Annotated in this window: 21 protein-coding genes; 10 read left to right on the top strand and 11 right to left on the bottom strand. The window is 34.9% G+C overall.

What is annotated here, in order from left to right; all coding sequences use genetic code 11:
* Nucleotides 1-65: 65 nt before the first annotated feature.
* The gene (gene lipB, locus QWY92_RS11670) at nt 66-764 is read right to left on the bottom strand and encodes a lipoyl(octanoyl) transferase LipB (RefSeq protein WP_290271435.1); all 699 of its coding nucleotides are present in this window, start codon (nt 762-764) and stop codon (nt 66-68) included.
* 76 nt (nt 765-840) lie between these two features.
* Between lipB and QWY92_RS11675 the strand changes: the two genes are divergently transcribed.
* Genes QWY92_RS11675 through QWY92_RS11685 form a run of 3 tightly spaced genes read left to right on the top strand, consistent with a single transcriptional unit; the run spans nt 841 to nt 2,813 of the window.
* A complete protein-coding gene (locus QWY92_RS11675; RefSeq protein WP_290271437.1) occupies nt 841-1,209 on the top strand; it encodes a cupin domain-containing protein in 369 nt (122 codons plus the stop codon).
* A gap of 3 nt (nt 1,210-1,212) precedes the next feature.
* Nucleotides 1,213-2,040 carry an alpha/beta fold hydrolase gene (locus QWY92_RS11680; RefSeq protein ID WP_290271439.1) on the top strand — a complete coding sequence of 276 codons (828 nt, stop codon included), beginning with the start codon at nt 1,213-1,215 and terminating at the stop codon, nt 2,038-2,040.
* Nucleotides 2,041-2,057: 17 nt separating this feature from the next.
* Nucleotides 2,058-2,813 carry a pseudouridine synthase gene (locus QWY92_RS11685; RefSeq protein ID WP_290271441.1) on the top strand — a complete coding sequence of 252 codons (756 nt, stop codon included), beginning with the start codon at nt 2,058-2,060 and terminating at the stop codon, nt 2,811-2,813.
* Nucleotides 2,814-2,869: 56 nt separating this feature from the next.
* Here QWY92_RS11685 and QWY92_RS11690 read toward each other — a convergent pair whose 3' ends face one another.
* The 4 genes from QWY92_RS11690 to QWY92_RS11705 all read right to left on the bottom strand — a co-directional run bounded on the left by QWY92_RS11690 (nt 2,870) and on the right by QWY92_RS11705 (nt 5,920).
* Complete coding sequence (locus tag QWY92_RS11690) at nt 2,870-3,121, bottom strand: hypothetical protein (RefSeq protein ID WP_290271442.1); 252 nt, start codon at nt 3,119-3,121, stop codon at nt 2,870-2,872.
* Between the two features lie 30 nt (nt 3,122-3,151).
* Complete coding sequence (gene folD / locus QWY92_RS11695; protein ID WP_290271443.1) at nt 3,152-4,030, bottom strand: bifunctional methylenetetrahydrofolate dehydrogenase/methenyltetrahydrofolate cyclohydrolase FolD; 879 nt, start codon at nt 4,028-4,030, stop codon at nt 3,152-3,154.
* Nucleotides 4,031-4,128: 98 nt separating this feature from the next.
* Nucleotides 4,129-5,457 carry a signal recognition particle protein gene (gene ffh, locus QWY92_RS11700; RefSeq protein WP_290271444.1) on the bottom strand — a complete coding sequence of 443 codons (1,329 nt, stop codon included), beginning with the start codon at nt 5,455-5,457 and terminating at the stop codon, nt 4,129-4,131.
* 304 nt (nt 5,458-5,761) lie between these two features.
* A complete protein-coding gene (locus QWY92_RS11705; protein WP_290271620.1) occupies nt 5,762-5,920 on the bottom strand; it encodes a YqaE/Pmp3 family membrane protein in 159 nt (52 codons plus the stop codon).
* A gap of 331 nt (nt 5,921-6,251) precedes the next feature.
* Here QWY92_RS11705 and lysS point away from each other — a divergent pair, with 331 nt between their 5' ends.
* The 4 genes from lysS to QWY92_RS11725 all read left to right on the top strand — a co-directional run bounded on the left by lysS (nt 6,252) and on the right by QWY92_RS11725 (nt 13,114).
* Nucleotides 6,252-7,943, top strand: coding sequence for a lysine--tRNA ligase (gene lysS, locus QWY92_RS11710; RefSeq protein ID WP_290271445.1), 1,692 nt, complete (start codon nt 6,252-6,254; stop codon nt 7,941-7,943).
* 606 nt (nt 7,944-8,549) lie between these two features.
* A complete protein-coding gene (locus QWY92_RS11715; RefSeq protein WP_290271446.1) occupies nt 8,550-9,767 on the top strand; it encodes a hypothetical protein in 1,218 nt (405 codons plus the stop codon).
* Nucleotides 9,768-10,061: 294 nt separating this feature from the next.
* Nucleotides 10,062-12,497: a zinc-dependent metalloprotease gene (locus QWY92_RS11720; RefSeq protein WP_290271448.1), complete on the top strand. Its 2,436-nt coding sequence runs from the start codon at nt 10,062-10,064 to the stop codon at nt 12,495-12,497.
* A gap of 146 nt (nt 12,498-12,643) precedes the next feature.
* A complete protein-coding gene (locus tag QWY92_RS11725) occupies nt 12,644-13,114 on the top strand; it encodes a DUF4890 domain-containing protein (RefSeq protein ID WP_290271450.1) in 471 nt (156 codons plus the stop codon).
* A gap of 104 nt (nt 13,115-13,218) precedes the next feature.
* Here QWY92_RS11725 and hemL read toward each other — a convergent pair whose 3' ends face one another.
* The 4 genes from hemL to QWY92_RS11745 are packed head-to-tail and all read right to left on the bottom strand — an operon-like array spanning nt 13,219 to nt 16,501.
* Nucleotides 13,219-14,505, bottom strand: coding sequence for a glutamate-1-semialdehyde 2,1-aminomutase (gene hemL, locus QWY92_RS11730; protein WP_290271451.1), 1,287 nt, complete (start codon nt 14,503-14,505; stop codon nt 13,219-13,221).
* A gap of 5 nt (nt 14,506-14,510) precedes the next feature.
* Entirely contained in the window at nt 14,511-15,341 is an 831-nt protein-coding gene (locus QWY92_RS11735) for a glucosaminidase domain-containing protein (protein ID WP_290271452.1), read from the bottom strand.
* 4 nt (nt 15,342-15,345) lie between these two features.
* The gene (locus QWY92_RS11740) at nt 15,346-16,257 is read right to left on the bottom strand and encodes a 1-aminocyclopropane-1-carboxylate deaminase/D-cysteine desulfhydrase (protein ID WP_290271453.1); all 912 of its coding nucleotides are present in this window, start codon (nt 16,255-16,257) and stop codon (nt 15,346-15,348) included.
* A 4-nt stretch (nt 16,258-16,261) separates the two neighbouring features.
* The gene (locus QWY92_RS11745) at nt 16,262-16,501 is read right to left on the bottom strand and encodes a hypothetical protein (RefSeq protein ID WP_336622096.1); all 240 of its coding nucleotides are present in this window, start codon (nt 16,499-16,501) and stop codon (nt 16,262-16,264) included.
* Between the two features lie 165 nt (nt 16,502-16,666).
* Between QWY92_RS11745 and QWY92_RS11750 the strand changes: the two genes are divergently transcribed.
* Nucleotides 16,667-16,831, top strand: coding sequence for a C1orf53 family protein (locus tag QWY92_RS11750; RefSeq protein ID WP_290271456.1), 165 nt, complete (start codon nt 16,667-16,669; stop codon nt 16,829-16,831).
* A gap of 122 nt (nt 16,832-16,953) precedes the next feature.
* Entirely contained in the window at nt 16,954-17,511 is a 558-nt protein-coding gene (locus QWY92_RS11755) for a DUF4136 domain-containing protein (protein WP_290271459.1), read from the top strand.
* 31 nt (nt 17,512-17,542) lie between these two features.
* Here the strand turns inward: QWY92_RS11755 and QWY92_RS11760 are convergent, their stop codons facing one another.
* Nucleotides 17,543-19,057, bottom strand: a complete 1,515-nt coding sequence (locus QWY92_RS11760) for a tetratricopeptide repeat protein (RefSeq protein WP_290271460.1) — start codon at nt 19,055-19,057, stop codon at nt 17,543-17,545.
* Nucleotides 19,058-19,243: 186 nt separating this feature from the next.
* Here QWY92_RS11760 and QWY92_RS11765 point away from each other — a divergent pair, with 186 nt between their 5' ends.
* Complete coding sequence (locus QWY92_RS11765; RefSeq protein ID WP_290271462.1) at nt 19,244-21,010, top strand: aromatic amino acid hydroxylase; 1,767 nt, start codon at nt 19,244-19,246, stop codon at nt 21,008-21,010.
* Nucleotides 21,011-21,014: 4 nt separating this feature from the next.
* Here the strand turns inward: QWY92_RS11765 and QWY92_RS11770 are convergent, their stop codons facing one another.
* Nucleotides 21,015-21,764, bottom strand: coding sequence for an enoyl-CoA hydratase/isomerase family protein (locus QWY92_RS11770; protein ID WP_290271464.1), 750 nt, complete (start codon nt 21,762-21,764; stop codon nt 21,015-21,017).
* Nucleotides 21,765-21,766 lie beyond the last annotated feature (2 nt).

Consider the following 21,766-nt stretch of genomic DNA (forward strand, 5'->3'; position numbering starts at 1 on the left):
GCCGAAAAACAAAAGGATTTCCAAAAGTTCTCAGCAATTAACAGAATGATTTAAAATAGATCTAATTATATAAATTCAGCTTCAAAAAGCACTTTAAAATGCTTAAGTAATTTCTCTTTTACTTCAGCTTCATCAATAGTTTTTTGGGCCAATTCGACGTTTAAAGAAGTTACAGCTTTACCACGAATACCACAAGGAATAATATTATCAAAATATCCCAAATTAGCATTCACATTAAGCGCGAAACCATGCATAGTTACCCATCTACTGGCGCGTACACCCAAAGCACAAATTTTACGTGCAAACGGTGTGCCAACATCTAGCCAAACACCGGTTTCACCGGGGCTTCTATCGGCTTTCAATCCATATTCCGCTAAGGTCAAAATAACCATTTCTTCTAAAAAACGTAAATACTTATGAATGTCTGTAAAAAAATTCTCTAGATCCAAAATGGGATAACCCACAATTTGCCCTGGGCCATGATACGTTATATCTCCACCTCGATTTATTTTATAAAACGTAGCACCTTTTTCGGCAAGTTGCCCTTCATTTAATAGTAAATTAGACAAATCGCCACTTTTACCCAAAGTATAAACATGCGGGTGCGAAACAAACAAAAAATAGTTTTTGGTTTTTAGAGCGGTTTCCTCTCTCCTATTTTTTATTTTTGCATCAACAATATCTTTAAACAACGTCTCTTGATAATCCCAAGTTTGTTTGTAATCTTTAGTGCCTAAATCTTGCAGTTCAATTTGCTTATTCATAGGTTACAAAATTACGATATTTTATGGAGAAAGATTGAAGTAAAAATATTGAATTTGAAAGCTAAAAACACAAATTATGTCTGAAAAGAAATACACCATTCAAAACAATCCTTTTATTGTGCCAACTACCGACGGCAAAGTAATTAAAGAACATTTTGGAGGCGCCACCGATGGCAATGCAGCCATAAGTATTGCCCATATGAAAGCACCTGCCGGATGGAGCGAACCTTTTCAAACCCCTGCTTTTGATGAATTTACTTTTATTATTCAAGGTAAAAAACAATTTATTATTGAAGGCGAAACAATTATTCTCGAAGCCGGCCAATCTATTAAAATAGAACGCCATACACGCGTACAATACTCCAATCCATTTACCGAAGTCTGCGAATATATTGCTATTTGCACTCCCGCTTTTTCAGTAGATTTAGTAAATAGAGAAGATTAAATTATGAAAAAATATCTCCCTAAAATTTTCGGAAAAACAATAAATACCATTGGCTTTTTTGCTCCAAAATACGCCGCACATTTATCCATTACATTATTTTCTTCTCCTAAAAAAGGAAAAACGAAAGAACACCAGGCAGCTTATTTAAAAACGGCCGAGCAAGAAACCATAATAAGTAATGAAATCCCTATAAAAACCTACCGTTGGGAAGGCAAAAAAGATACTATTCTTTTAGCGCACGGTTGGGAAAGCAACAGTTACCGTTGGAAAGATTTAATCGAACTTTTAATTGTTGAAGATTATACTGTAGTTGCTCTAGATGCTCCAGCGCATGGCGAATCAGGAGGGAAACTATTTAATGCTTTAATTTATTCGGAATGCATAAATACCATTGCAAAAAAGTTTGAAGCTTCCGTTATTATTGGTCATTCCGTTGGTGGTATGGCAACGGTTTTCGGGCAATATCATTTTCCTTTAGAGCGTATTAAAAAATTAGTACTTCTAGGCGCCCCTTCCGACTTTACCGGCGTATTTTCCAGGTACATTAAAATGATGGGGTACAACCAACGTGTTTCAGAAGCCATGAATGCTTATGTTTTAAAGCATTTCAAGCATTTACCAGAATACTATTCAGCATCAGATTTCACCAAAAATTTTAAACCAAAAGGCTTAGTTGTTCACGATAAAAAAGACCGTATCATTCCTTATAAAGATGGCTTGAAATATAAAATGAGTTACACCAATTCAGAATTTGTTTCAACTAAAGGTTTTGGGCATGGTTTGAAATCAGAACGTGTTTATCAACCAATTTTAGATTTTTTAAAGGATTAATAATCTATTTTTGCAATATGGAAGTACAATTAAAACGAATTAATAAATTTTTAAGCGAAGTTGGTTATTGCTCACGTAGAGAAGCCGACAAACTTATAGACGCCGGACGTGTTACAATTAACGGCAGCGTACCAGAAATGGGCACCAAAATAGCACCAAACGACGTGGTTTGTGTGGACGGTAAAGAAATTACCAATACCAAAACTTCATTTGTTTATCTGGCTTTTAATAAACCTGTTGGTATTGTTTGTACCACAGACACTTCAGTAGAGAAAGATAATATTATCGATTTTTTAAAATACCCAAAACGTATTTTCCCTATCGGAAGATTAGACAAACCGAGCGAAGGTTTAATCCTACTAACCGACGATGGTGATATTGTAAACAAGATTTTACGAGCTAGTAACAATCACGAAAAAGAATACATTGTAACGGTTGATAAACCGATCTCTCAAACTTTTCTTGAACGTATGGCTGGTGGTATTCATTTGGAAGATTTAAATAAAACCACCAAGAAGTGTGAAATTCAAAAACTGAGCACCTATGCTTTTAAAATTATTTTAACCCAAGGTTTAAACCGCCAAATTAGACGTATGTGCGACTATTTAAACTACGAGGTTGAGACTTTAAAACGGGTTCGAATTATGAACATAAAATTAGATACGCCTGTTGGAGAATATCGAGAATTAACCAAAGAGGAATTTATAGACCTCAATAAACTTTTGGAAGATTCCACAAAAACGTATGAAACCAATAAGAAGCGAAAAGCATAAAAAAAGGCATCAAATTTAAATTTGATGCCTTTTTTTATTCCTCTTATTTCTACGTTCTAACTTTTAGTTTGCGCAGTTTCTATTTTTCCAGATTCCTTTGGCTTTTTCCAAAGTAGCAAACATATACCTGCCCAAATTAGGGCGATAATAACCATTCCTACTATAAATGGCATTTCTCCTTCATTCATCGAACTACCTTTTACTCCAAAAATGTAAAAAGCTAAAACACCAAATAATAAAATTTGCCCTACGAAATACGCTATAACACCCTTTTTTGTTAAGTGTTTTAATATTAATGCATCTAGCATAATTTGTATATTTTATTAATACTTAAACGCTTATTGCATATTTCTTTCTCTCGCCAATAATGTGTTTTTCAACAACATAGCAATTGTCATTGGACCAACACCACCCGGTACAGGCGTAATATAACTTGCTTTTTTGCTTACACTTTCAAACTCGACATCTCCTGCTAATCTATAACCTGTTTTTTTAGTCGCATCTGGCACACGGGTAATTCCAACATCGATAATTACAACATCTTCCTTAACCATATCACCAGTTAAAAATTCCGAAATACCAATAGCCGCCACAACAATATCAGCTTCTAAAGTTATTTCTTTTAAGTTTTTAGAACGGCTATGTACTACAGTTACTGTAGCATCACCAGCTTTTCTTTTCTGACTCATTAAAATACTCATTGGACGACCTACAATATGGCTACGTCCTAAAACCACCACATTTTTACCAGACGTTTCAATTTGATAACGCTCTAACAACTCCATAATACCGTATGGTGTTGCAGGTAAAAAAGTTGGCAAATCTAAAGCCATTTTCCCTACGTTTGTTGGATGGAAACCATCGACATCTTTATCTGGATTTACAGCCATTAAAACCTTTTGCTCGTCGATATGCTTTGGCAACGGTAATTGCACAATAAAGCCATCAATATCGGCATCGGTATTTAATTGGTCAATTTTCTGAAGTAATTCTTCCTCGGAAGTATAATCAGGCAAATCGATTAACGTCGAGTTAAAACCTATACGCTCACAAGCTTTTACTTTTGCGTTTACGTAAGTCATACTAGCACCATCGGTTCCTACTAAAATAGCAGCAAGGTGAGGTACTTTTTCACCTTTAGAAACCATAGCTTTTACATGCTCGGCAATTTCATCCTTAATATCGTTACTTACTTTTTTTCCGTCTAAAATGGTCATCTTTATCTCTTTTTGCCACGAATTCACGAATTTATTTTCCGAAAAACTCTAAAGCTATAATCTCTAATTTTTATATTTTTTTACTCCTAACTGCCGACTTATTTCATATTCTGCATCATCTGCATCATCTTTTTGCCGCCACCACCTTGCATCATCTTCATCATTTTGCTCATTTGGTTAAATTGCTTTAAAAGCTGATTTACTTGTTGCACAGACGTACCAGAACCTTTACCGATTCTAATTTTTCTGCTCGCATTAATAATTGATGGATTTGTGCGTTCTTTTGGCGTCATCGAATGGATAATAGCTTCAATACCTTTAAAAGCATCGTCATCAATATCAACATCTTTAAGCATTTTACCAGCACCAGGAATCATACCCATAAGGTCTTTCATGTTTCCCATTTTCTTTATTTGCTGAATTTGCTTTAAGAAATCGTCAAAACCAAACTGATTTTTAGCAATTTTCTTTTGAAGTTTTCTAGCTTCAACCTCATCAAATTGTTCTTGTGCACGTTCTACTAACGACACTACATCTCCCATACCTAAAATACGGTCGGCCATACGTGACGGATAAAACACATCAATCGCCTCCATTTTTTCACCAGTACCAATAAACTTAATAGGTTTATTTACTACCGATTTAATAGAAATAGCAGCACCACCACGAGTATCACCATCTAATTTTGTAAGAATAACACCATCGAAATTCAACACATCATTGAAAGATTTTGCAGTATTTACAGCATCTTGCCCCGTCATAGAATCTACAACAAACAAAGTTTCTTGTGGGTTTATGGCTTTATGAATGTTCGATATTTCGGTCATCATCGCCTCATCTACAGCTAAACGACCCGCGGTATCAATAATCACCACGTTATGTCCGTTTGCTTTAGCATGTGCAATACCTGCTTGCGAAATAGCAACCGGATCGGTATTACCTCTATCGCTAAAAACCTCAACACCAATTTGCTCGCCAACCACGTGCAATTGATCTATTGCAGCCGGACGATACACATCACAAGCTACCAATAAAGGTTTTTTAGTTTTTTTGTTTTTTAAGTAATTAGCAAGCTTACCAGAAAAGGTGGTTTTACCCGAACCTTGTAAACCAGACATTAAAATAATACTTGGTGTTCCCGATAAATTAAGCCCTGCGGCATCGCCTCCCATAAGCTCGGTTAACTCGTCTTTTACGAGTTTTACCATAAGTTGCCCAGGTTGTAAGGTTGTTAAAACGTTTTGTCCTAATGCTTTTTCCTTTACTCTATTGGTAAATTCTTTGGCTATTTTAAAGTTAACATCGGCATCTAGAAGTGCGCGACGAACTTCTTTTAAAGTTTCGGCAACGTTTACTTCGGTTATACTTCCGTGTCCTTTTAGAACGTGTAAGGCTTTATCTAATTTATCGCTTAAATTATTGAACATAGTTTTTAAGTCTTCTGTAAGCAGTCGGCAATATACACGCTGCTATTTAATTAAAAATGAAGTGCAAAAATAACGAAATATTTTGTTTTTTTCCTCCTATTTATATGAAGTTGTTATCTTGAATTTGAAAGCTTATTTTATCGCCGCACGGAAAGATGGAAAATCGAGTGGTTTTTTTACTAAATTTCAAAGACTGCTATATTAATAGAATCAAGAATATAGAGCTTAGAAATGCTATAGCGTCAAAGCTTTTTTGAAATTCATCTTTTTACAATGAACACAAAATTTTCTTCGGAAGAAACACTTATCGTTTCGGATTGTTTAAAATGATTAATGCCGCAATGATTCCGGGAACCCAGCCACAAAGCCACAGTAGGAATACGATAAAAATAGAGCCACACCCTTTATCTAAAACTGCTAAGGGCGGACAAATGATGGATAATAATACTCTGAAAAAATTCATTTTTTTTGATTTGATTTTGATTGATGATGAAATACACCTTATTTGACGCTGCATTTATTGTTTTGTTACACTTAAATTTAATTTTTCATTGATTTTAGCTTTCGATACTTTATAAACTAAGCACTTAACCTGCTACTAACGGCTTGTTTGGCGGGTGAGCTCGCGCTAGGGATTGCAGTGGAAAGCCCACAGCCCGACAACGGAGGCGCGCGGACTTGCAGCGGAAAGCCCGACCCTTGGGTAGCGCCCAAAAAAAATGGTGAATTGATACGGGAAAATCGGGTTGCAAATGTTTATCTTTGTGCCTTTAAAATTTTTAGAGCATTAGACTATGTCGCAATTATCAGAACAAGAACTCGTAAGAAGAGAGAAATTAGTAAAATTACGCGCGATGGGGATTAACCCATATCCAGCGGATTTATACCCTGTTAAAAACACATCGAAATCGATAAAACAAGATTTTGTTGAGGGCAACAAGGTGGTTATTGCTGGCCGTTTAATGGCGTTGAATTTACAAGGAAAGGCATCATTTGCGCAGTTACAAGATAGTGCTGGGCGTATTCAGGTATATTTTAACCGCGATGAAATTTGCCCTGGTGATGATAAAAGCCTGTATAATGATGTTTTAAAAAAATTGCTTGATTTAGGTGATTTTATTGGTATTGAAGGCGAATTGTTTACCACCAAAGTAGGTGAAAAAACAGTGCGTGTAAAAACTTTTAAATTATTGAGTAAGGCTTTAAAACCTTTACCGTTACCTAAAGAAAAAGATGGCAAAGTTTACGATGCGTTTACCGACCCTGAGATGCGTTACCGCCAGCGTTATGCTGATTTAGTGGTAAACCCGCATGTGAAAGAGGTTTTTGTAAAGCGTACAAAACTGTTTAATGCCATGCGTTCGTTTTTTAACGAGTCTGGGTATTTTGAAGTTGAAACTCCTGTTTTACAACCTATTCCTGGTGGCGCTGCGGCACGTCCGTTTATGACACACCATAACAGTTTGGATATTCCGTTATACATGCGAATTGCCAACGAATTGTATTTAAAACGATTAATTGTTGGTGGTTTTGATGGCGTATATGAGTTTTCTAAAAACTTTAGAAACGAAGGCATGGACCGCACGCATAACCCAGAGTTTACTGCAATGGAAATCTATGTATCGTACAAAGATTACAATTGGATGATGGATTTCTGCGAGCAACTTTTAGAGCATTGTGCTATTGCGGTAAACGGAACAAGCGAAGCTACTTTTGGTGAGCATAAAATCGATTTCAAAGCACCTTACGCCCGTGTAACCATGGCCGATTCTATTAAGCATTTTACAGGTTTTGATATTACTGATAAAACCGAGGATGAAATTAGAGCTGCTGCTAAAGGCATGCACATTGAGGTGGACGACACCATGGGTAAAGGAAAACTTATCGATGAGATTTTTGGCGAAAAATGTGAAGGCAATTATATACAACCTACTTTTATTACGGATTATCCAAAAGAAATGAGTCCGCTATGTAAAGAACATAGAGATAATCCAGAATTAACCGAACGTTTTGAGTTGATGGTTTGTGGTAAGGAAATTGCGAATGCCTATTCGGAATTAAACGACCCTATTGACCAACGCGAGCGTTTTGAGCACCAATTAAAACTAGCTCAAAAAGGTGACGATGAAGCTACCGAATTTATTGATCACGATTTTTTACGTGCTCTAGAATATGGTATGCCTCCAACATCGGGTATGGGTATTGGTATGGACCGTTTAATTATGTTTTTAACTAACAACCAATCTATTCAGGAGGTTTTATTTTTCCCGCAAATGCGTCCGGAGAAAAAAGCACCTGCTATTAGTGAAGATGCTAAAAGCTTATTAGAAATTTTAAAAAGCGCTGAGCAATTTGAACTTGTTGATTTAAAAGGAAAATCTGGCTTATCGAACAAAAAATGGGATAAAACTATTAAAGAATTAACAAAAAACAATTTGGCCAAAGTTGAAAAAACAGACGACGGATTGTTTGTTGCTAAAGTTTAACGCCACAATGTAGATAAGCCGCTTTTAGCGACTGAGATATACACAAAGAAAAAGCCCGTAATCTATAAAGATTACGGGCTTTTTACTACTAACTAACTAAACTAATTTAAACTTATATGAAATTTAGAATTTAAGCTAACTACCTCTTAAATTCTCTACAAAGAAACCACCAAAAAGCGGATTGAGAATACATATTTAGATATCTTTAACACCCTTTGTATCGCTTTTATATTTTATTTAAGACTAAAGTGTTTATTTGTTAAAATTTTTAAGAAAAATAGACCAAAAAAGCCCGCATCTTATATTTTAAAAATTCGATTGTACCAATAATTATTTATTAAAAATCAGGGCTTAAAGTTTATAAAGAGCATACAACAAGAAACAGTTACTCCCGAAGATTTTAAAACCGTAATTAATCAAGCCTTTATTTGGCAAAAAAATAAAGTAACAATACTTAGCCAATACCTTGTTTCACTTAATTGAAACCCCTTATAGAACAAAAAAATATTAAAAAACAAACATGTTACATTATATTAACACCTGTAAAACAACAAGCGCGTAATACTTTTCCTTAGATTTTATAATAACTTTATTTACATTTGCTTAATGAACAAACTCTACCTCATAATTCTTTCTGTATTTTGCTGTGTTACGGCTACAGCGCAAAACACCGATAGTATTTCTTTTAAAAATGGGATAGATAATCCAAACCATTTAACAACGCATCATTTCGGTATGTTTAGTTCTAGAATTTCAACAAATTTTAAACTAAAAGCACCGACCAAAAAAACGGTTACTTTTAGTACTTCTAGCGGAAATACACCACATCCTTTTGTGGAAGCTTATTTTCCGAAAGATCCAGAAACTAGAGCACAACTGAGCCAAGTAAAATGGCACGATAGAAACTTCACATTTGTAGACCAAGAAACCACACCTGCCGATTACATGAATATTGTGGTAGATGCCGTGATAAAAGAATTTAGAGCTAGCTTAAGTATTCCGCTTTCAAAACATCACGAATTGGGAGTTTCTATACGATCGCATTTAATTACTAAAGGAAAATATCCGTTTACATTTTTTACCAGTGACGAAACTATAGAATGGTTTCATAGTAATATTGCTGGCGGAGAAGACCCTTACGGAAGACGCTATTACGGTTTAAATAAAGTAAATTTTAAATACACTGATAGAAACGGAAAAACTTTAGAATTTGAAAATAACGACTTTTTTATTGGCGGTATCGAGATAAACCATCATTATTATCCCGAATTAAATATCAATAAAACGCGCCAGATCTTTATTAACTTCGGAAGTCATTTAGGCTTTAACACTTCAGAATACAACCCGTCTATAGATCTTGGTGTTTCTACCAATGTGATAAAAAAGATCGATTTAAAAAATCGTTATGAATTAAACATTGCTTTAGGCGCAAACTTGTTAAGAAAAAATATAATCGATTTTAAGGATACTGTTGACTTAGGCAATAACAAATTTTTATTAACAGGAGAAAGCGCCATAGAAATAGCCCGACACACAAAAAAAGGAAATTATCACGCATTCGGCATCAATTACCAAATACAATCGCGATACAATAAAATTGAAGAAGAAAGTTATTACAAACTTATAGGGAAATGGAAAGAAATTAACGGTGGTTGGCAGCACGGCGTGAGTAATTTATACGATGTTTTAACCAACTGGGATTTCACTTATACCTACGCCCGCCCAAATTTGAAACTCGCATTTTACATCAAAGAGGATTTACAAGTTAATAACGCACCCGATTTTCAAACCGGACTTAGTGTTAAGTTCCCCATTTTAAACTAGGAAATTCATATATTCCAATAATAACCAACCTGTTATCATCTTTTATTTTTTTTCTTTATTACTAGAGACAAGAGCAATTCTGCCTGTCTCTAAAATCTTTCCGTCATACTTCCGAAGACATTTTATTTTCAGAATAAAACCACATACACTTTATCAAAAAGATTACAAATTATTAGCCTTTAGCTAAAAACACTTTCAGAATTTAACCTAAAATTTTGTTAATTAGTTAAATTCCTACTAATTATCTTACAATAATAAATATTTTTACAACACAAACAACAAACCTTTAACACATTGAAAAAAACTACCAAATTATTATTGTTACTCGTTGCAACAATAATACTGTCGTGTAACTCGGCAAAAAAGACAGCAGAAGCCGACGCACAGAAAAAAGCCTTCGCTGCAAAAAAAGCACAAGCTGACAAGTTGAAAAAACAACAAATACAGCCCTACTCAAAAATAGTAACCAAAGAAGCTAAAACGGATGATGGTTTATTTAAAATTCATCAAATAAAAGATAATTTTTTATACGAAATTCCAGATTCACTTTTCGATAGAGAAATGCTTATGGTAACTCGTATTGCTAAAACAGCTAGCCAACTTGGTTTTGGTGGTGGTAAAGAAAACACTCAAGTGTTACGCTGGGAAAAGAAAGATAAAAAAGTATTACTACGCGTGGTATCTCATAAGGTTGTGGCCGATAAGTCACTTCCGATTTATGAAGCTGTAGTGAATTCTAATTTCGAACCTATTTTATATACGTTCCCAATAAAAGCATTCAGCAAAGATTCTACAGCAACCGTAATTGATGTTACAGATTTATACAAAAAAGATGTCAACTCTCTCGGCCTTAGCCTTAGAACAAAAAAACAATATAAAGCAACCCGCTTAGATGATAGCAAATCGTATATCGAATCGATAAAAAGTTACCCTTTAAATATTGAAGCACGCCATATAAAAACATATTATGCTTCAGCGCCACCTTCGAACACAAGTTTAGGAACTATTGGTGTTGAAATTAACAACTCTATGGTTTTACTGCCTAAAAACCCAATGAAACGCAGATATTTCGATGAGCGTGTAGGATGGTTTACAAGTAATCAAGTTGATTATGGTTTAGAAGTTCAAAAGAGTAAAAAATTAACTTACCTAGACCGTTGGAGATTAGAAGTTAAAGATGAAGATTTAGAAAAATTTAAGCGTGGTGAACTGGTTGAGCCTAAAAAACAAATTATCTATTACGTAGATAGAGCCACACCTGTTAAATGGAGAAAATATATCAAACAAGGTATCGAAGATTGGCAAGTTGCTTTTGAAGCTGCTGGTTTCAAAAATGCCATAATCGCGTTAGATCCACCAACTGTAGAAGAAGATCCAGAATGGACTCCTGAAGATGTACGTTATTCTGTGGTGCGTTATTTAGCTTCTCCAATACCAAATGCTAATGGCCCACACGTAAGCGATCCAAGATCTGGAGAAATATTAGAATCGGATATCAACTGGTATCACAATGTAATGAGTTTAGTAAATGGATGGTTCTTCACTCAAACAGCAGCTGCAAATATCGATGCCCAAAATTCTGAATTCACAGACGAAGTTATGGGAGAACTTATTCGTTTTGTATCCTCTCACGAGGTTGGCCATACTTTAGGTTTACCACACAACATGGGAAGTAGTGCTGCTTATAAAGTTGAAGATTTACGCGACCCGGAATTCACAAATAAATATGGTACCGCTCCTTCTATTATGGATTATGCGCGTTTTAACTACATCGCTCAACCCGAAGATAAAGGTGTGTCGCTTTTCCCAAACATTGGGGTTTACGATAAATACTCTATTGCTTGGGGATACAAACCTATTTTAGACAAAACTGCTGAAGAAGAAAAAGAAACTTTAGACAGTTGGATTATGGCGCATAACGGAGATCCGCTATACCGATTTGGAAAACAACAAGGAGAAACAATCGATCCTAGCTCACAAACTGAAGATTTAGGAGATGATGCTGTTTTAGCAAGTACTTACGGTATTAAAAACCTAAAACGCGTGGTACCAAACTTAATTGAATGGACTACCAAAAACACATCAGATTACGACGATTTAGAAAACATGTACGGACATGTATATTCTCAGTTCAACCGTTATATGGGGCATGTCGCTAATAACATTGGTGGTATTTATGAAAACTACAAAACTGCCGATCAAGAAGGTGCAGTTTATAGCCATGTTGATAAAGCACATCAGAAAAAATGTTTACTATTCATAAATGAACAATTATTCGAAACACCACAATGGTTAATAAATCCTGAAATAACTAATAAAATTGAATCTTCAGGAAGTATTAAGCGCCTCAACACACTTCAAGTACGAACCTTAAATAACATTTTAAGCGCTAGTAGAATGGAACGTATGATTGAAAACGAATCGCTTAACGGAAACAACGCTTACCAATTAACCTCGATGATGCGTGACTTAAGAAACGGCGTTTGGAAAGAACTAAATACGGGTAGAAATATTGATACCTATAAAAGAAACTTACAACGTGATTACATTAACAGATTAGCTTTTTTAATGACATCAAAAGGCAACTCGGACATCAAAGCTATTGCCCGTGCCGAACTGAATACATTAAGAAGCCTTGTGCGCTCACGTATTGGATCTAGAAATGCAATAACCAATATTCACCTTAGAGATATTGCTAAAAACATCAATCAAGTTCTTGATCCGAAATAAGAATTTCAAAACACATATTTACTAAAAAAGGGCTTCCATAACAGGAAGCCTTTTTTTGTTAAAAGCAAGTTAAACTAAAAACCGCCTTTAAACCTTTTTGAAATGCACAAGTCCTAGAAGCAAATAATCTTTAAAACTTAAACAACATGAAAAAATTAATAATTATCGCTTTAGCATTCATCGGATTACAAGCAACAGCACAAAGAAATCAAGGCGGACCAAAAAACCATGATAGAGGAGATAAAATGATGACACTTACTCCTGAAGAAATGGCAACATTGCAAACTAAAAAAATGACTCTAGAATTAGATTTAGATGAAGGACAGCAGTCTAAAATTCTAAAAATAAATTTAGAAAATGCCATTAACCGAAAAGCTAAAATGGACGAACGCAAAGCGAACAAAGAAGCTGAAAATACTGAAAAGCCTTCAAAAGAAGATCGTGTAAAAATGATGAATGACATGCTTGACCACAAGATAGCGGAAAAAGCAAAAATGAAAAAGATTTTAAACGCCGATCAATATGAAAAATGGGTAAAATCTCAAGAAAAAAGAGACCATAAAAAACGTGGTGGCAAAAAAGGAGATAGAAAAAATAAAGACCACAAAAAAGATTAAAAACTTTGTTTGATTGATTACTATTTGTTAGTTAAAAAGGGCTTTTCTATAATTAGAAAAGCCCTTTTATTTTATATAAACTCGAAAAAAAATATCGAATGGTTTTATAATGTTTTAGCAACAGTATCTACGGCTGCTATGGTAAAATCTAAATCGTCGTAGCTTAAAGCTTCTGTTATAAACCAAGTTTCAAACGCACTTGGTGCAATATATACCCCAGCATTTAACAACCCGTGAAAAAATGCTTTAAACGTATCATTGTTTCCGTTAGCTGCTGTTTTAAAATCGACGACCTCTGCACCGTCAAAATGCACAGAAATCATAGAACCTACACGGTTTATAGTATGTACAATTTTATTATCATCTAAAACCTTTGCTATTCCTTTATGCAGGTAAGCTGTTTTTTCAGCTAAGCTTGTAAATATTTCACTTTGGTTATTCAGCTCAGTTAACATAGACAAACCAGCAGCCATAGCTAATGGGTTTCCACTCAAAGTTCCTGCTTGATACACAGGACCAAGAGGCGCTAGATAATTCATAATTTCATTTCGTGCAGCAAAAGCTCCAACAGGTAAACCTCCACCTATCACTTTTCCAAAGCACACAATATCGGCCTTAATATTAAACAATTCTTGAGCGCCACCTTTTGCTAATCTAAAGCCCGTCATCACCTCGTCAAAAATCAATAAAATCGAATGGGCATCACATAGATCACGTAGTGCTTTTAAAAAGCCTTCCTTAGGAGGAATACAGCCCATATTTCCAGCAACTGGCTCAATAATAATACAAGCAACTTCATTTTCATTAGCTTCAACCAAAGCTTTCACACTTTCTATATCGTTGTAATTCGCCATTAAAGTATCTTGAGCTGTTCCCGCCGTAACACCTGGACTATTAGGTGTTCCGAAAGTACTAGCACCACTACCCGCTTGAATTAAAAACGAATCGGAATGCCCATGATAGCAACCCGCAAATTTTATTATTTTATCTTTCCCAGTAAAACCACGTGCCAAGCGTACCGCACTCATACAAGCCTCCGTTCCTGAGTTTACAAAACGTATTTTATCAATATTTGGCACCATAGAAACTGCTAATTCTGCAATTTGAGTTTCTATTTCTGTTGGCATTCCAAAGGAGGTTCCTTTTTTTGCTTTTTCAATAACCGCATTTACTACAGGCTCGTGTGCGTGCCCTAAAATCATAGGTCCCCAAGAATTAATATAATCAATTAATCGGTTTCCATCTTCATCATATAAATAGGCTCCTTTAGCTTCTTTTACAAAAATGGGTGTTCCGCCAACACCTTTAAATGCGCGAACTGGAGAATTTACACCACCAGGAATTACTTTTTCGGCCTCAGCAAACAAGGCGCTACTTCGTTTATAAATCATATGTCTTAATTTGGACTCACTTGCAGTTCTTGTCCTATATTTATGTTATTATCTTTTAAATTATTTAGTGTTTTTAACTGGTCTACACTAAGTCCGTAGATTTTAGAAATGTAATACAACGTATCCCCTTTAACCACAATATGACTTTCGCCCGCTGCAAATCTTTTTGAATCTAAATCATTTGGCTTTAAATCAGGATTAGATGGACGATATAATTCTGCCGTTTTCCCATTAGCACCATCATACTCATCCAAATCGTAACGTTCAATTAAACTAATTAATTTGTTCGGATATTTTGGGTCGGTAGCATATCCTGCCGATTTCAATCCCTTGGCCCAGCCTTTATAATCGGTTGATTTCAACTTAAACAGTCCGGCGTAACGTTTTCTTTGCGTTAAAAACAAAGAATGGTCGCGAAATGAATATTTAGCATCTACATATTTTCTAAAACATTCTTGTTCCTCATCATCATCATGATAGATTCTCGCCCCTGTCCATTCGTGACATTTTATTCCAAAATGATTATTAGCTTCTGTAGACAAACGCCCGTTTCCAGAACCCGATTCTAGAATACCTTGTGCCAACGTGATACTTGCCGGAATACCGTAAAGTGACATTTCGTTTTTAGCAACATCAGCATACGTATCAATATATTCTTCGGTTGCCGATGCGTAAGTTTTTGTTATTGGTGAAATTGTTTTTTCTGCTTTAGTTTCTTCAACCTTTTTTACAACACGTTCAGTTTTAGGATGTCTTTTTTTCGTTACAATCGCTTTTTTCGATTTACAACTAAACAGCACAAAACCTAAACATAATAACACTAAAATCTTATTCATTTCTTTATTCAATTAATGGTAAATTCTTTTTTTTCAAAACAGTATTCATACCTGATATACCTTGTAAGCCCCCTGTATGAATTGCTAATATTTTCGATCCTTTCGGGAAATAGTTTTTCTGAATTAAATCGGCAATTCCAAACATCATCTTTCCTGTATAAACAGGATCTAAAGCAATATTATTGGTTACTTTAAACTCATTTATAAAACTGACTAATTCGGGATTTATTTTTGCATAACCACCAAAATGATAATCCGTAATTAAACTCCAATTAGTTTGGTTTGCAAATTTACTAATATCTTGTTGTAAAAAGTCACCTTTTAGTGCAGGAAAACCTAAAATTTGTTGGCTTTTTTCTGAACTATTAATAAGGCCAGAAATAGTTCCGCCAGTTCCAACAGCGCAACATATATAATCAAAGTCAGCATCTTGAGGTGTTAAAATTTCCTCGCACCCTCTAATGGCAGATGTATTTGTACCGCCTTCCGGAATAAAATAAGCTTTCTGAAACTCGGCTTCTAAAGATTTTAAAAACCCTGGAGTTGTTTTATTTCCGTAGGCTTCACGAGAAATAAATCTGAATTCCATACCGCAAGATTGTGCATAACTTAATGTAGCATTACCGACGATTTTATTAGCTAATTCTTCGCCACGAATAACACCTACTGTTTTAAAACCGAATAATTGCCCTGCAGAAGCCACTGCCGCAATATGGTTGGAATATGCGCCACCAAAAGTAACCAAGGTTTTTAAGCCTTGCTTCTCAGCCTCTATTAAGTTGTATTTTAATTTGCGGTATTTATTACCCGATACAAAGGGGTGAATGGCATCTTCTCGTTTCAAACACAGAGTTACGCCACTGTTTTTAGGCGTTTTAATCTGTTCGTTTAGACTGTTTTCGAGTTGAAAAATCATAACTTCAAAGATACTTTAAAAATCCCCAAAACGGACGTTGTTTTAAATAATCTAGCGTCGATTCGTTGGAATACGCTTCCTTTTCAAACGAAATATTTTTATACGCCATGTGCCACTTTTTATACTGAAACAAGCGGTATATAAATTCGAGAACATACCACATATAAAACGGGATAACCAATAACTCTAACTGCTGTTTTAAATGAATTTTCTCATGATTAACCAAAACCGTATTTGTAGTCATAGATTGCTGTTTCAAAAAGATAAACGGAAAAAGTGTGACACCTGCATACCCTTTTGGAACTATATATTTTGAAATAAAAATCATAAGTTATGCGCCTCAAAAATCAAACCAATTTATGACAATTTTAGAAAACATTAATTTCATTTTACATTATCTTTGTTTACTATGAAAAAAATAATTCCTATTGAAGAAGGCGATTTTTACTGGACCCCCGAAGGTTACCGTTGTTTTACCGCCCAATATTTACTAAAAAGGGAATATTGTTGCGAAAGCGGTTGCCGACATTGTCCTTATGGTTTTAATAAAAAAAGCAATTCAACTAAAGCATAAGCACTTAAAGCGGTTTATTGGTACGATTGTTGATGCTATTAATTACCAAGACAAACTTAAAAATCAAAACTATATTGATTAAAAAAGATGTAAACTAAAAAATAAATTTAACACCCTTCCTTATGAAAACATTATTAAAAACACTGCCGCTACTTGCCTTACTACTAGTAATAACATCGTGTAGTTCGGTAAAAGTTGCCGCCGATTACGACAAAGAAGCCAACTTTAATAATTACAAAACCTTTGCTTTTTTTAAAACAGGTATTGATAAAGCTGAAATTAGTGACTTAGATAAACGCCGTATTTTACGTGCTATCGAAGCCGAACTTACAGCAAAAGGGTTCACAAAATCGGAAAACCCAGACTTACTTATTAGTTTATTCACCAAAGCAAGTCAACGTGTTGATGTTTACAATAATTCTTGGGGCATGGGCGCTTGGGGCTGGGGTGGTTATGGTAATTTTCGTCCAGGTTGGGGCTGGGGTTACAACAATAGCCCAACAGTATCAACCTCTACACAAGGTGTTTTATATATAGACCTTATTGATGCCGATAAAAAAGAATTGGTTTGGCAAGGTATGGGATCGGGGTATTTAACTCAAAAAATGGAGAAAAAAGACGAACGTATTAAGGAGTTTGTTGCTGAAATTATGGCGAAATATCCACCAGAAGCGAAATAGAAAATTTATATTTTTAGAAAAAGCGATTCATTTATTTTGAATCGCTTTTTTTATTAATTAAATCTATATAGTTCATTGACTGCTGTTTCCAAATTTCAGCTTCGGAAGACTCTGAAAACATTGAATAAATAGCATATGCTTTCTTAAAATAATTAAGACTAACTCCTTTTTCAACTCGTGACTCATGGTAGCTCTGCCCTAATAAAAAGTAAATATTAGCTTCAATCATTTTGAGATCATACTTATCTTTTAACAAATCAGATGCTTGGTTTTTAATTAAATTTTCTAATAATAAAATACAATCATTATAGCGTCTTCCTTGTCTTAAAACCTTTCCCAAGGAATAATAAGACCCAAGATATTTAACACGATATCGACTAGGGGAAATTTTAAATAAGTTATCAAAAATTTTCACTCCAATATTTACATGAAAACTAGCCAATTCATTATCATTTAACTCATACAATACTTCACCGTAATTAAGATGAATACCTGCATAAATTTCTGCAAATCTTGCTGATGTATTCCCAACTGGATCTCCCAGAATTTTTAAGGTTTTTTGAAATGAGTCTTTTGCATTCTCAAAATCATTTTGATTCTTATATATATTTCCTAAATTACTATAACAAGAAACGAAATGCAATTTAGTGTCAATTTCATTAGCAAAATCTAAAGTCTTAAATATATCTATAGCTTTCAAACTAAATGCTATTGCCTTATCAGACTCTCGGATATGGCCATAAGTTACAGCAAAATTCATATAGATTTTTGCTAAATCGCTTACATATTTATCGTAATCTAAATCCACCAGTTTCTCTCTTAGATTTAACGCCCTTTTATAAAACTCAATAGCTTTTAAATACTTTGATTTTTCTTTCTCTATAATTCCTAAGCTACTATATATATAACTCAAATTCCACAAATCTTCAGCACTTTTTGATTCAACATCCCCATAAAATACAATTGAATCCTTGTAACATTGAGTAGCCTTTAAGTGATCTCCATTATGATAATAAACACCTCCCAAGCTAAAAAGAATATCAGCTTTATCAACTGGCTGAACAGCTACTTCTAACGCTTTAATATAACAAAGCTCTGCCATTCCATAATCATAATTTAACTCATAACCCATTGCTTGAGTTATATAAGTCTCAGACTTCTGAGTTGCTTTTTCAATTAACATTTCTATGTCAGCACCACTAACATTAAACCTATTACGTATTATCTCATCTTGTTGCTCCCGTGACAAATATTCCTCAACCTGCTGCCTTCTTTCATCAAGCAATTCACGAAGCTGAGCTTTTAAATTAGAGACTTCTTCCTTAATCATGGAAACATCTTTTTTATTTTCAATTAAACCAACCGTATTATTCTCAACATTAGACATAACATGCTCATTTCTCTTAACCGCCTCCAACTCTACGACTTGCTCTACTTGCTTATTTTTAAAATATGCCCAAAGCCCAAAACCTCCAACTAAAGCACTTAAAACTCCTAATACTACTGCTATTATTTTACACAACTCAATTATATACTGATAGTCCATATTTTTACGACTCATTTCACAACTTCAATTATTAAGCCCCTAATATACAGAAACATCCGTTATAATTATTGAATTTACACCCCACATTATTGTGCGAATACCCCCTAAACCATTCAATAATACATTGCAAAAACCAATAATTACTGAATAATTCGTATTTTTACAAGATTACAACCAACAATACTTATGAATCCTTCAATAGAATCAAATGCTATTTTAAATCGTTTGCCGGAACATTTAAAACAGTTTATAAAGCCGCAAAATTACAGTGATTATTCCGCAGTAAATCAGGCTGTTTGGCGCTATGTAATGCGTAAAAATGTTGATTTTCTAAAATCTGTAGCACATCAATCGTATTTAGAAGGCTTAAAACTTACCGGTATTTCTATTGATAGCATTCCGAATATGTACGGCATGAACCGTATTTTACAAAACATTGGCTGGGCCGCCGTTGCCGTAGATGGTTTTATTCCGCCCAATGCGTTTATGGAATTTCAAGCTTATAATATTTTGGTTATTGCCAGCGACATCAGACAACTAGAACATATTGAATATACACCGGCACCGGATATTATTCATGAAGGCGCCGGTCACGCTCCTATTATCGCAAATCCGGAATATGCTGAGTACTTACGCCGCTTTGGAGAGATTGGCTGTAAAGCCATTTCGTCTGCTAAAGATTACGAGCTCTATGAAGCCGTTAGACATTTATCAATTATAAAAGAAGCTCCAAATTCCAACGAAAACGACATTGATGCGGCTCAAAAAAAAGTAGAAACCTTACAAAACAACATGGGAGAGCCCAGTGAAATGGCGCTTATTAGAAATTTACATTGGTGGACGGTGGAATACGGCTTAATTGGCACCGTAGAAAACCCGAAAATTTACGGCGCTGGCTTACTATCTTCTATTGGAGAAAGCGCTTGGTGCATGACGAATGAAGTAAAAAAGCGTCCCTACACCATAGATGCCACTTACCAAGATTTCGATATTACCAAACCACAACCTCAACTTTACGTTACTCCAAATTTCGCACATTTAAGTTTGATTTTGGAAGAATTCGCTAACACCATGGCAGTACGAAAAGGAGGACTTCCAGGTGTTACCAAATTAATACAATCAGAAGCATTAGGAACTATAGAACTGAGTACAGGACTTCAAATTTCAGGTGTTTTTTCTGAAGTAAAAGCTATTGAAGGACAAGTTATTTACATACAAACCAATAAAAAAACAGCCTTAGCGTATCGTGAAAAAGAACTGGTGGGACATGGCACCGCTGCACATCCTGACAGTTTTGGTTCCCCTATCGGGAAATTAAAAGGTATCAATTTAGCCATTGAAGATATGAGTCCGCGTGATTTAAGTGCCTACGGAATTTTCGAAGGCCAAACTACGACATTAGAATTTGAAGGAGGTATTACAGTTTCGGGAGAAATCATCACCGGAAAACGTAATTTGCAAGGAAAAATAATACTGATTAGCTTTAAAAATTGCACAGTAACCTTTAATAACACCATTCTATTTAAACCCGAGTTTGGTATTTATGACATGGCCGTTGGAAAACGTATTGTTTCAGCATTTTCTGGCCCTGCAGATTTAAATAGTTTCGATTTAATTACACACAAAACCACTTCAGAAACCATACGGACTAAAAAATCTAAAAAACAATTAGAGCTAGAAAAGCTATATCAACAAATAAGAGATTTTAGAGATGGTACAAACCGTACGATTTCAAGATCTAAAATTTTAGAAGAACTTATTGAAAACCACCCAAACGACTGGCTTTTATGCATTGAAATTTTTGAATTGGCTTTCGCTGGAAATGAAAAAACACTTTGCGAGAACGTTATAAACCATTTGGAAACCGTAAAACAAAACCTACCAAAACTAGGACATTTAATTGATGACGGGTTAAATATTACACGAAAAAGCCATATTAAAAACCCTCTGTAAAAAACTACCTAAAGCGTTTCAATGTCTTTTTAGTGAATTTACTAAGCACCAATTTGCCACTAATTTTGGCGCGTTCGTTAAGTAAAGTATCCCAATGATCGGTACCTGCCCACATCACCTTTTTCATTTCAGCCAAAGCTTCGGGGTTATAACTTGCTAGTTTAGTAACTAGAGTTTCCAAGGCTTCGTCTAAAAGCTCGATACTTTCAAAAACTTCAGAGAACAGCCCTTTTTCCTTTGCAAATTCCGAAGAAAAAAAGGTTTCGGCATTAATAGTAATATGCGACATGGCGTTTTTCCCAATTTTTCTAGAAACAACTGGCTCTATCACAAATGGCCCAATACCAATACTTAATTCGCTTAATTTTATGGATGCAAATTGAGTTGCCAAACAATAATCGGTTGCCGCTGCCAAACCAACGCCGCCGCCAACACTTTTACCTTGTATACGCCCAATAATAAGTTTCGGACAAGTTCGCATTGCATTAATTACATTTGCAAAGCCTGAGAAAAACTGAAAACCATCGGCTTCATTGTCAATAGCAATAATTTCGTTAAAGCTTGCCCCTGCACAAAAAGTGCGATCTCCGCCGCTTTTTAAAACTAGAACTCGAATATCTTTATTATCGCCTGCAGCTTTAATAATATTCGCTAATAATTCTAAAACATCACTAGGCATCGCGTTTTTATTTGGATGATAAAACTCAATGTATCCAACTTTATTTTCTATATTTAATGTAACGTAAGATTTCATGC

It is taken from the genome of Algibacter miyuki, assembly GCF_030409805.1.
GTDB classification, from domain to species: Bacteria; Bacteroidota; Bacteroidia; order Flavobacteriales; family Flavobacteriaceae; genus Algibacter; species Algibacter miyuki.

Bases quoted from the DNA above. Each gene is read 5' to 3' on its own strand.
- QWY92_RS11760 (WP_290271460.1), bottom strand. From the start codon at position 19,057: ATGGACTATCAGTATATAATTGAGTTGTGTAAAATAATAGCAGTAGTA.
- QWY92_RS11740 (WP_290271453.1), bottom strand. From the start codon at position 16,257: ATGATTTTTCAACTCGAAAACAGTCTAAACGAACAGATTAAAACGCCT.
- lipB (WP_290271435.1), bottom strand. From the start codon at position 764: ATGAATAAGCAAATTGAACTGCAAGATTTAGGCACTAAAGATTACAAA.
- folD (WP_290271443.1), bottom strand. From the start codon at position 4,030: ATGACCATTTTAGACGGAAAAAAAGTAAGTAACGATATTAAGGATGAA.
- QWY92_RS11725 (WP_290271450.1), top strand. From the start codon at position 12,644: ATGAAAAAATTAATAATTATCGCTTTAGCATTCATCGGATTACAAGCA.
- QWY92_RS11675 (WP_290271437.1), top strand. From the start codon at position 841: ATGTCTGAAAAGAAATACACCATTCAAAACAATCCTTTTATTGTGCCA.
- QWY92_RS11705 (WP_290271620.1), bottom strand. From the start codon at position 5,920: ATGAATTTTTTCAGAGTATTATTATCCATCATTTGTCCGCCCTTAGCA.
- ffh (WP_290271444.1), bottom strand. From the start codon at position 5,457: ATGTTCAATAATTTAAGCGATAAATTAGATAAAGCCTTACACGTTCTA.
- QWY92_RS11770 (WP_290271464.1), bottom strand. From the start codon at position 21,764: ATGAAATCTTACGTTACATTAAATATAGAAAATAAAGTTGGATACATT.
- QWY92_RS11735 (WP_290271452.1), bottom strand. From the start codon at position 15,341: ATGAATAAGATTTTAGTGTTATTATGTTTAGGTTTTGTGCTGTTTAGT.
- QWY92_RS11690 (WP_290271442.1), bottom strand. From the start codon at position 3,121: ATGCTAGATGCATTAATATTAAAACACTTAACAAAAAAGGGTGTTATA.
- QWY92_RS11685 (WP_290271441.1), top strand. From the start codon at position 2,058: ATGGAAGTACAATTAAAACGAATTAATAAATTTTTAAGCGAAGTTGGT.
- QWY92_RS11715 (WP_290271446.1), top strand. From the start codon at position 8,550: ATGAACAAACTCTACCTCATAATTCTTTCTGTATTTTGCTGTGTTACG.
- QWY92_RS11680 (WP_290271439.1), top strand. From the start codon at position 1,213: ATGAAAAAATATCTCCCTAAAATTTTCGGAAAAACAATAAATACCATT.
- lysS (WP_290271445.1), top strand. From the start codon at position 6,252: ATGTCGCAATTATCAGAACAAGAACTCGTAAGAAGAGAGAAATTAGTA.
- QWY92_RS11755 (WP_290271459.1), top strand. From the start codon at position 16,954: ATGAAAACATTATTAAAAACACTGCCGCTACTTGCCTTACTACTAGTA.
- QWY92_RS11745 (WP_336622096.1), bottom strand. From the start codon at position 16,501: ATGACTACAAATACGGTTTTGGTTAATCATGAGAAAATTCATTTAAAA.
- hemL (WP_290271451.1), bottom strand. From the start codon at position 14,505: ATGATTTATAAACGAAGTAGCGCCTTGTTTGCTGAGGCCGAAAAAGTA.
- QWY92_RS11765 (WP_290271462.1), top strand. From the start codon at position 19,244: ATGAATCCTTCAATAGAATCAAATGCTATTTTAAATCGTTTGCCGGAA.
- QWY92_RS11750 (WP_290271456.1), top strand. From the start codon at position 16,667: ATGAAAAAAATAATTCCTATTGAAGAAGGCGATTTTTACTGGACCCCC.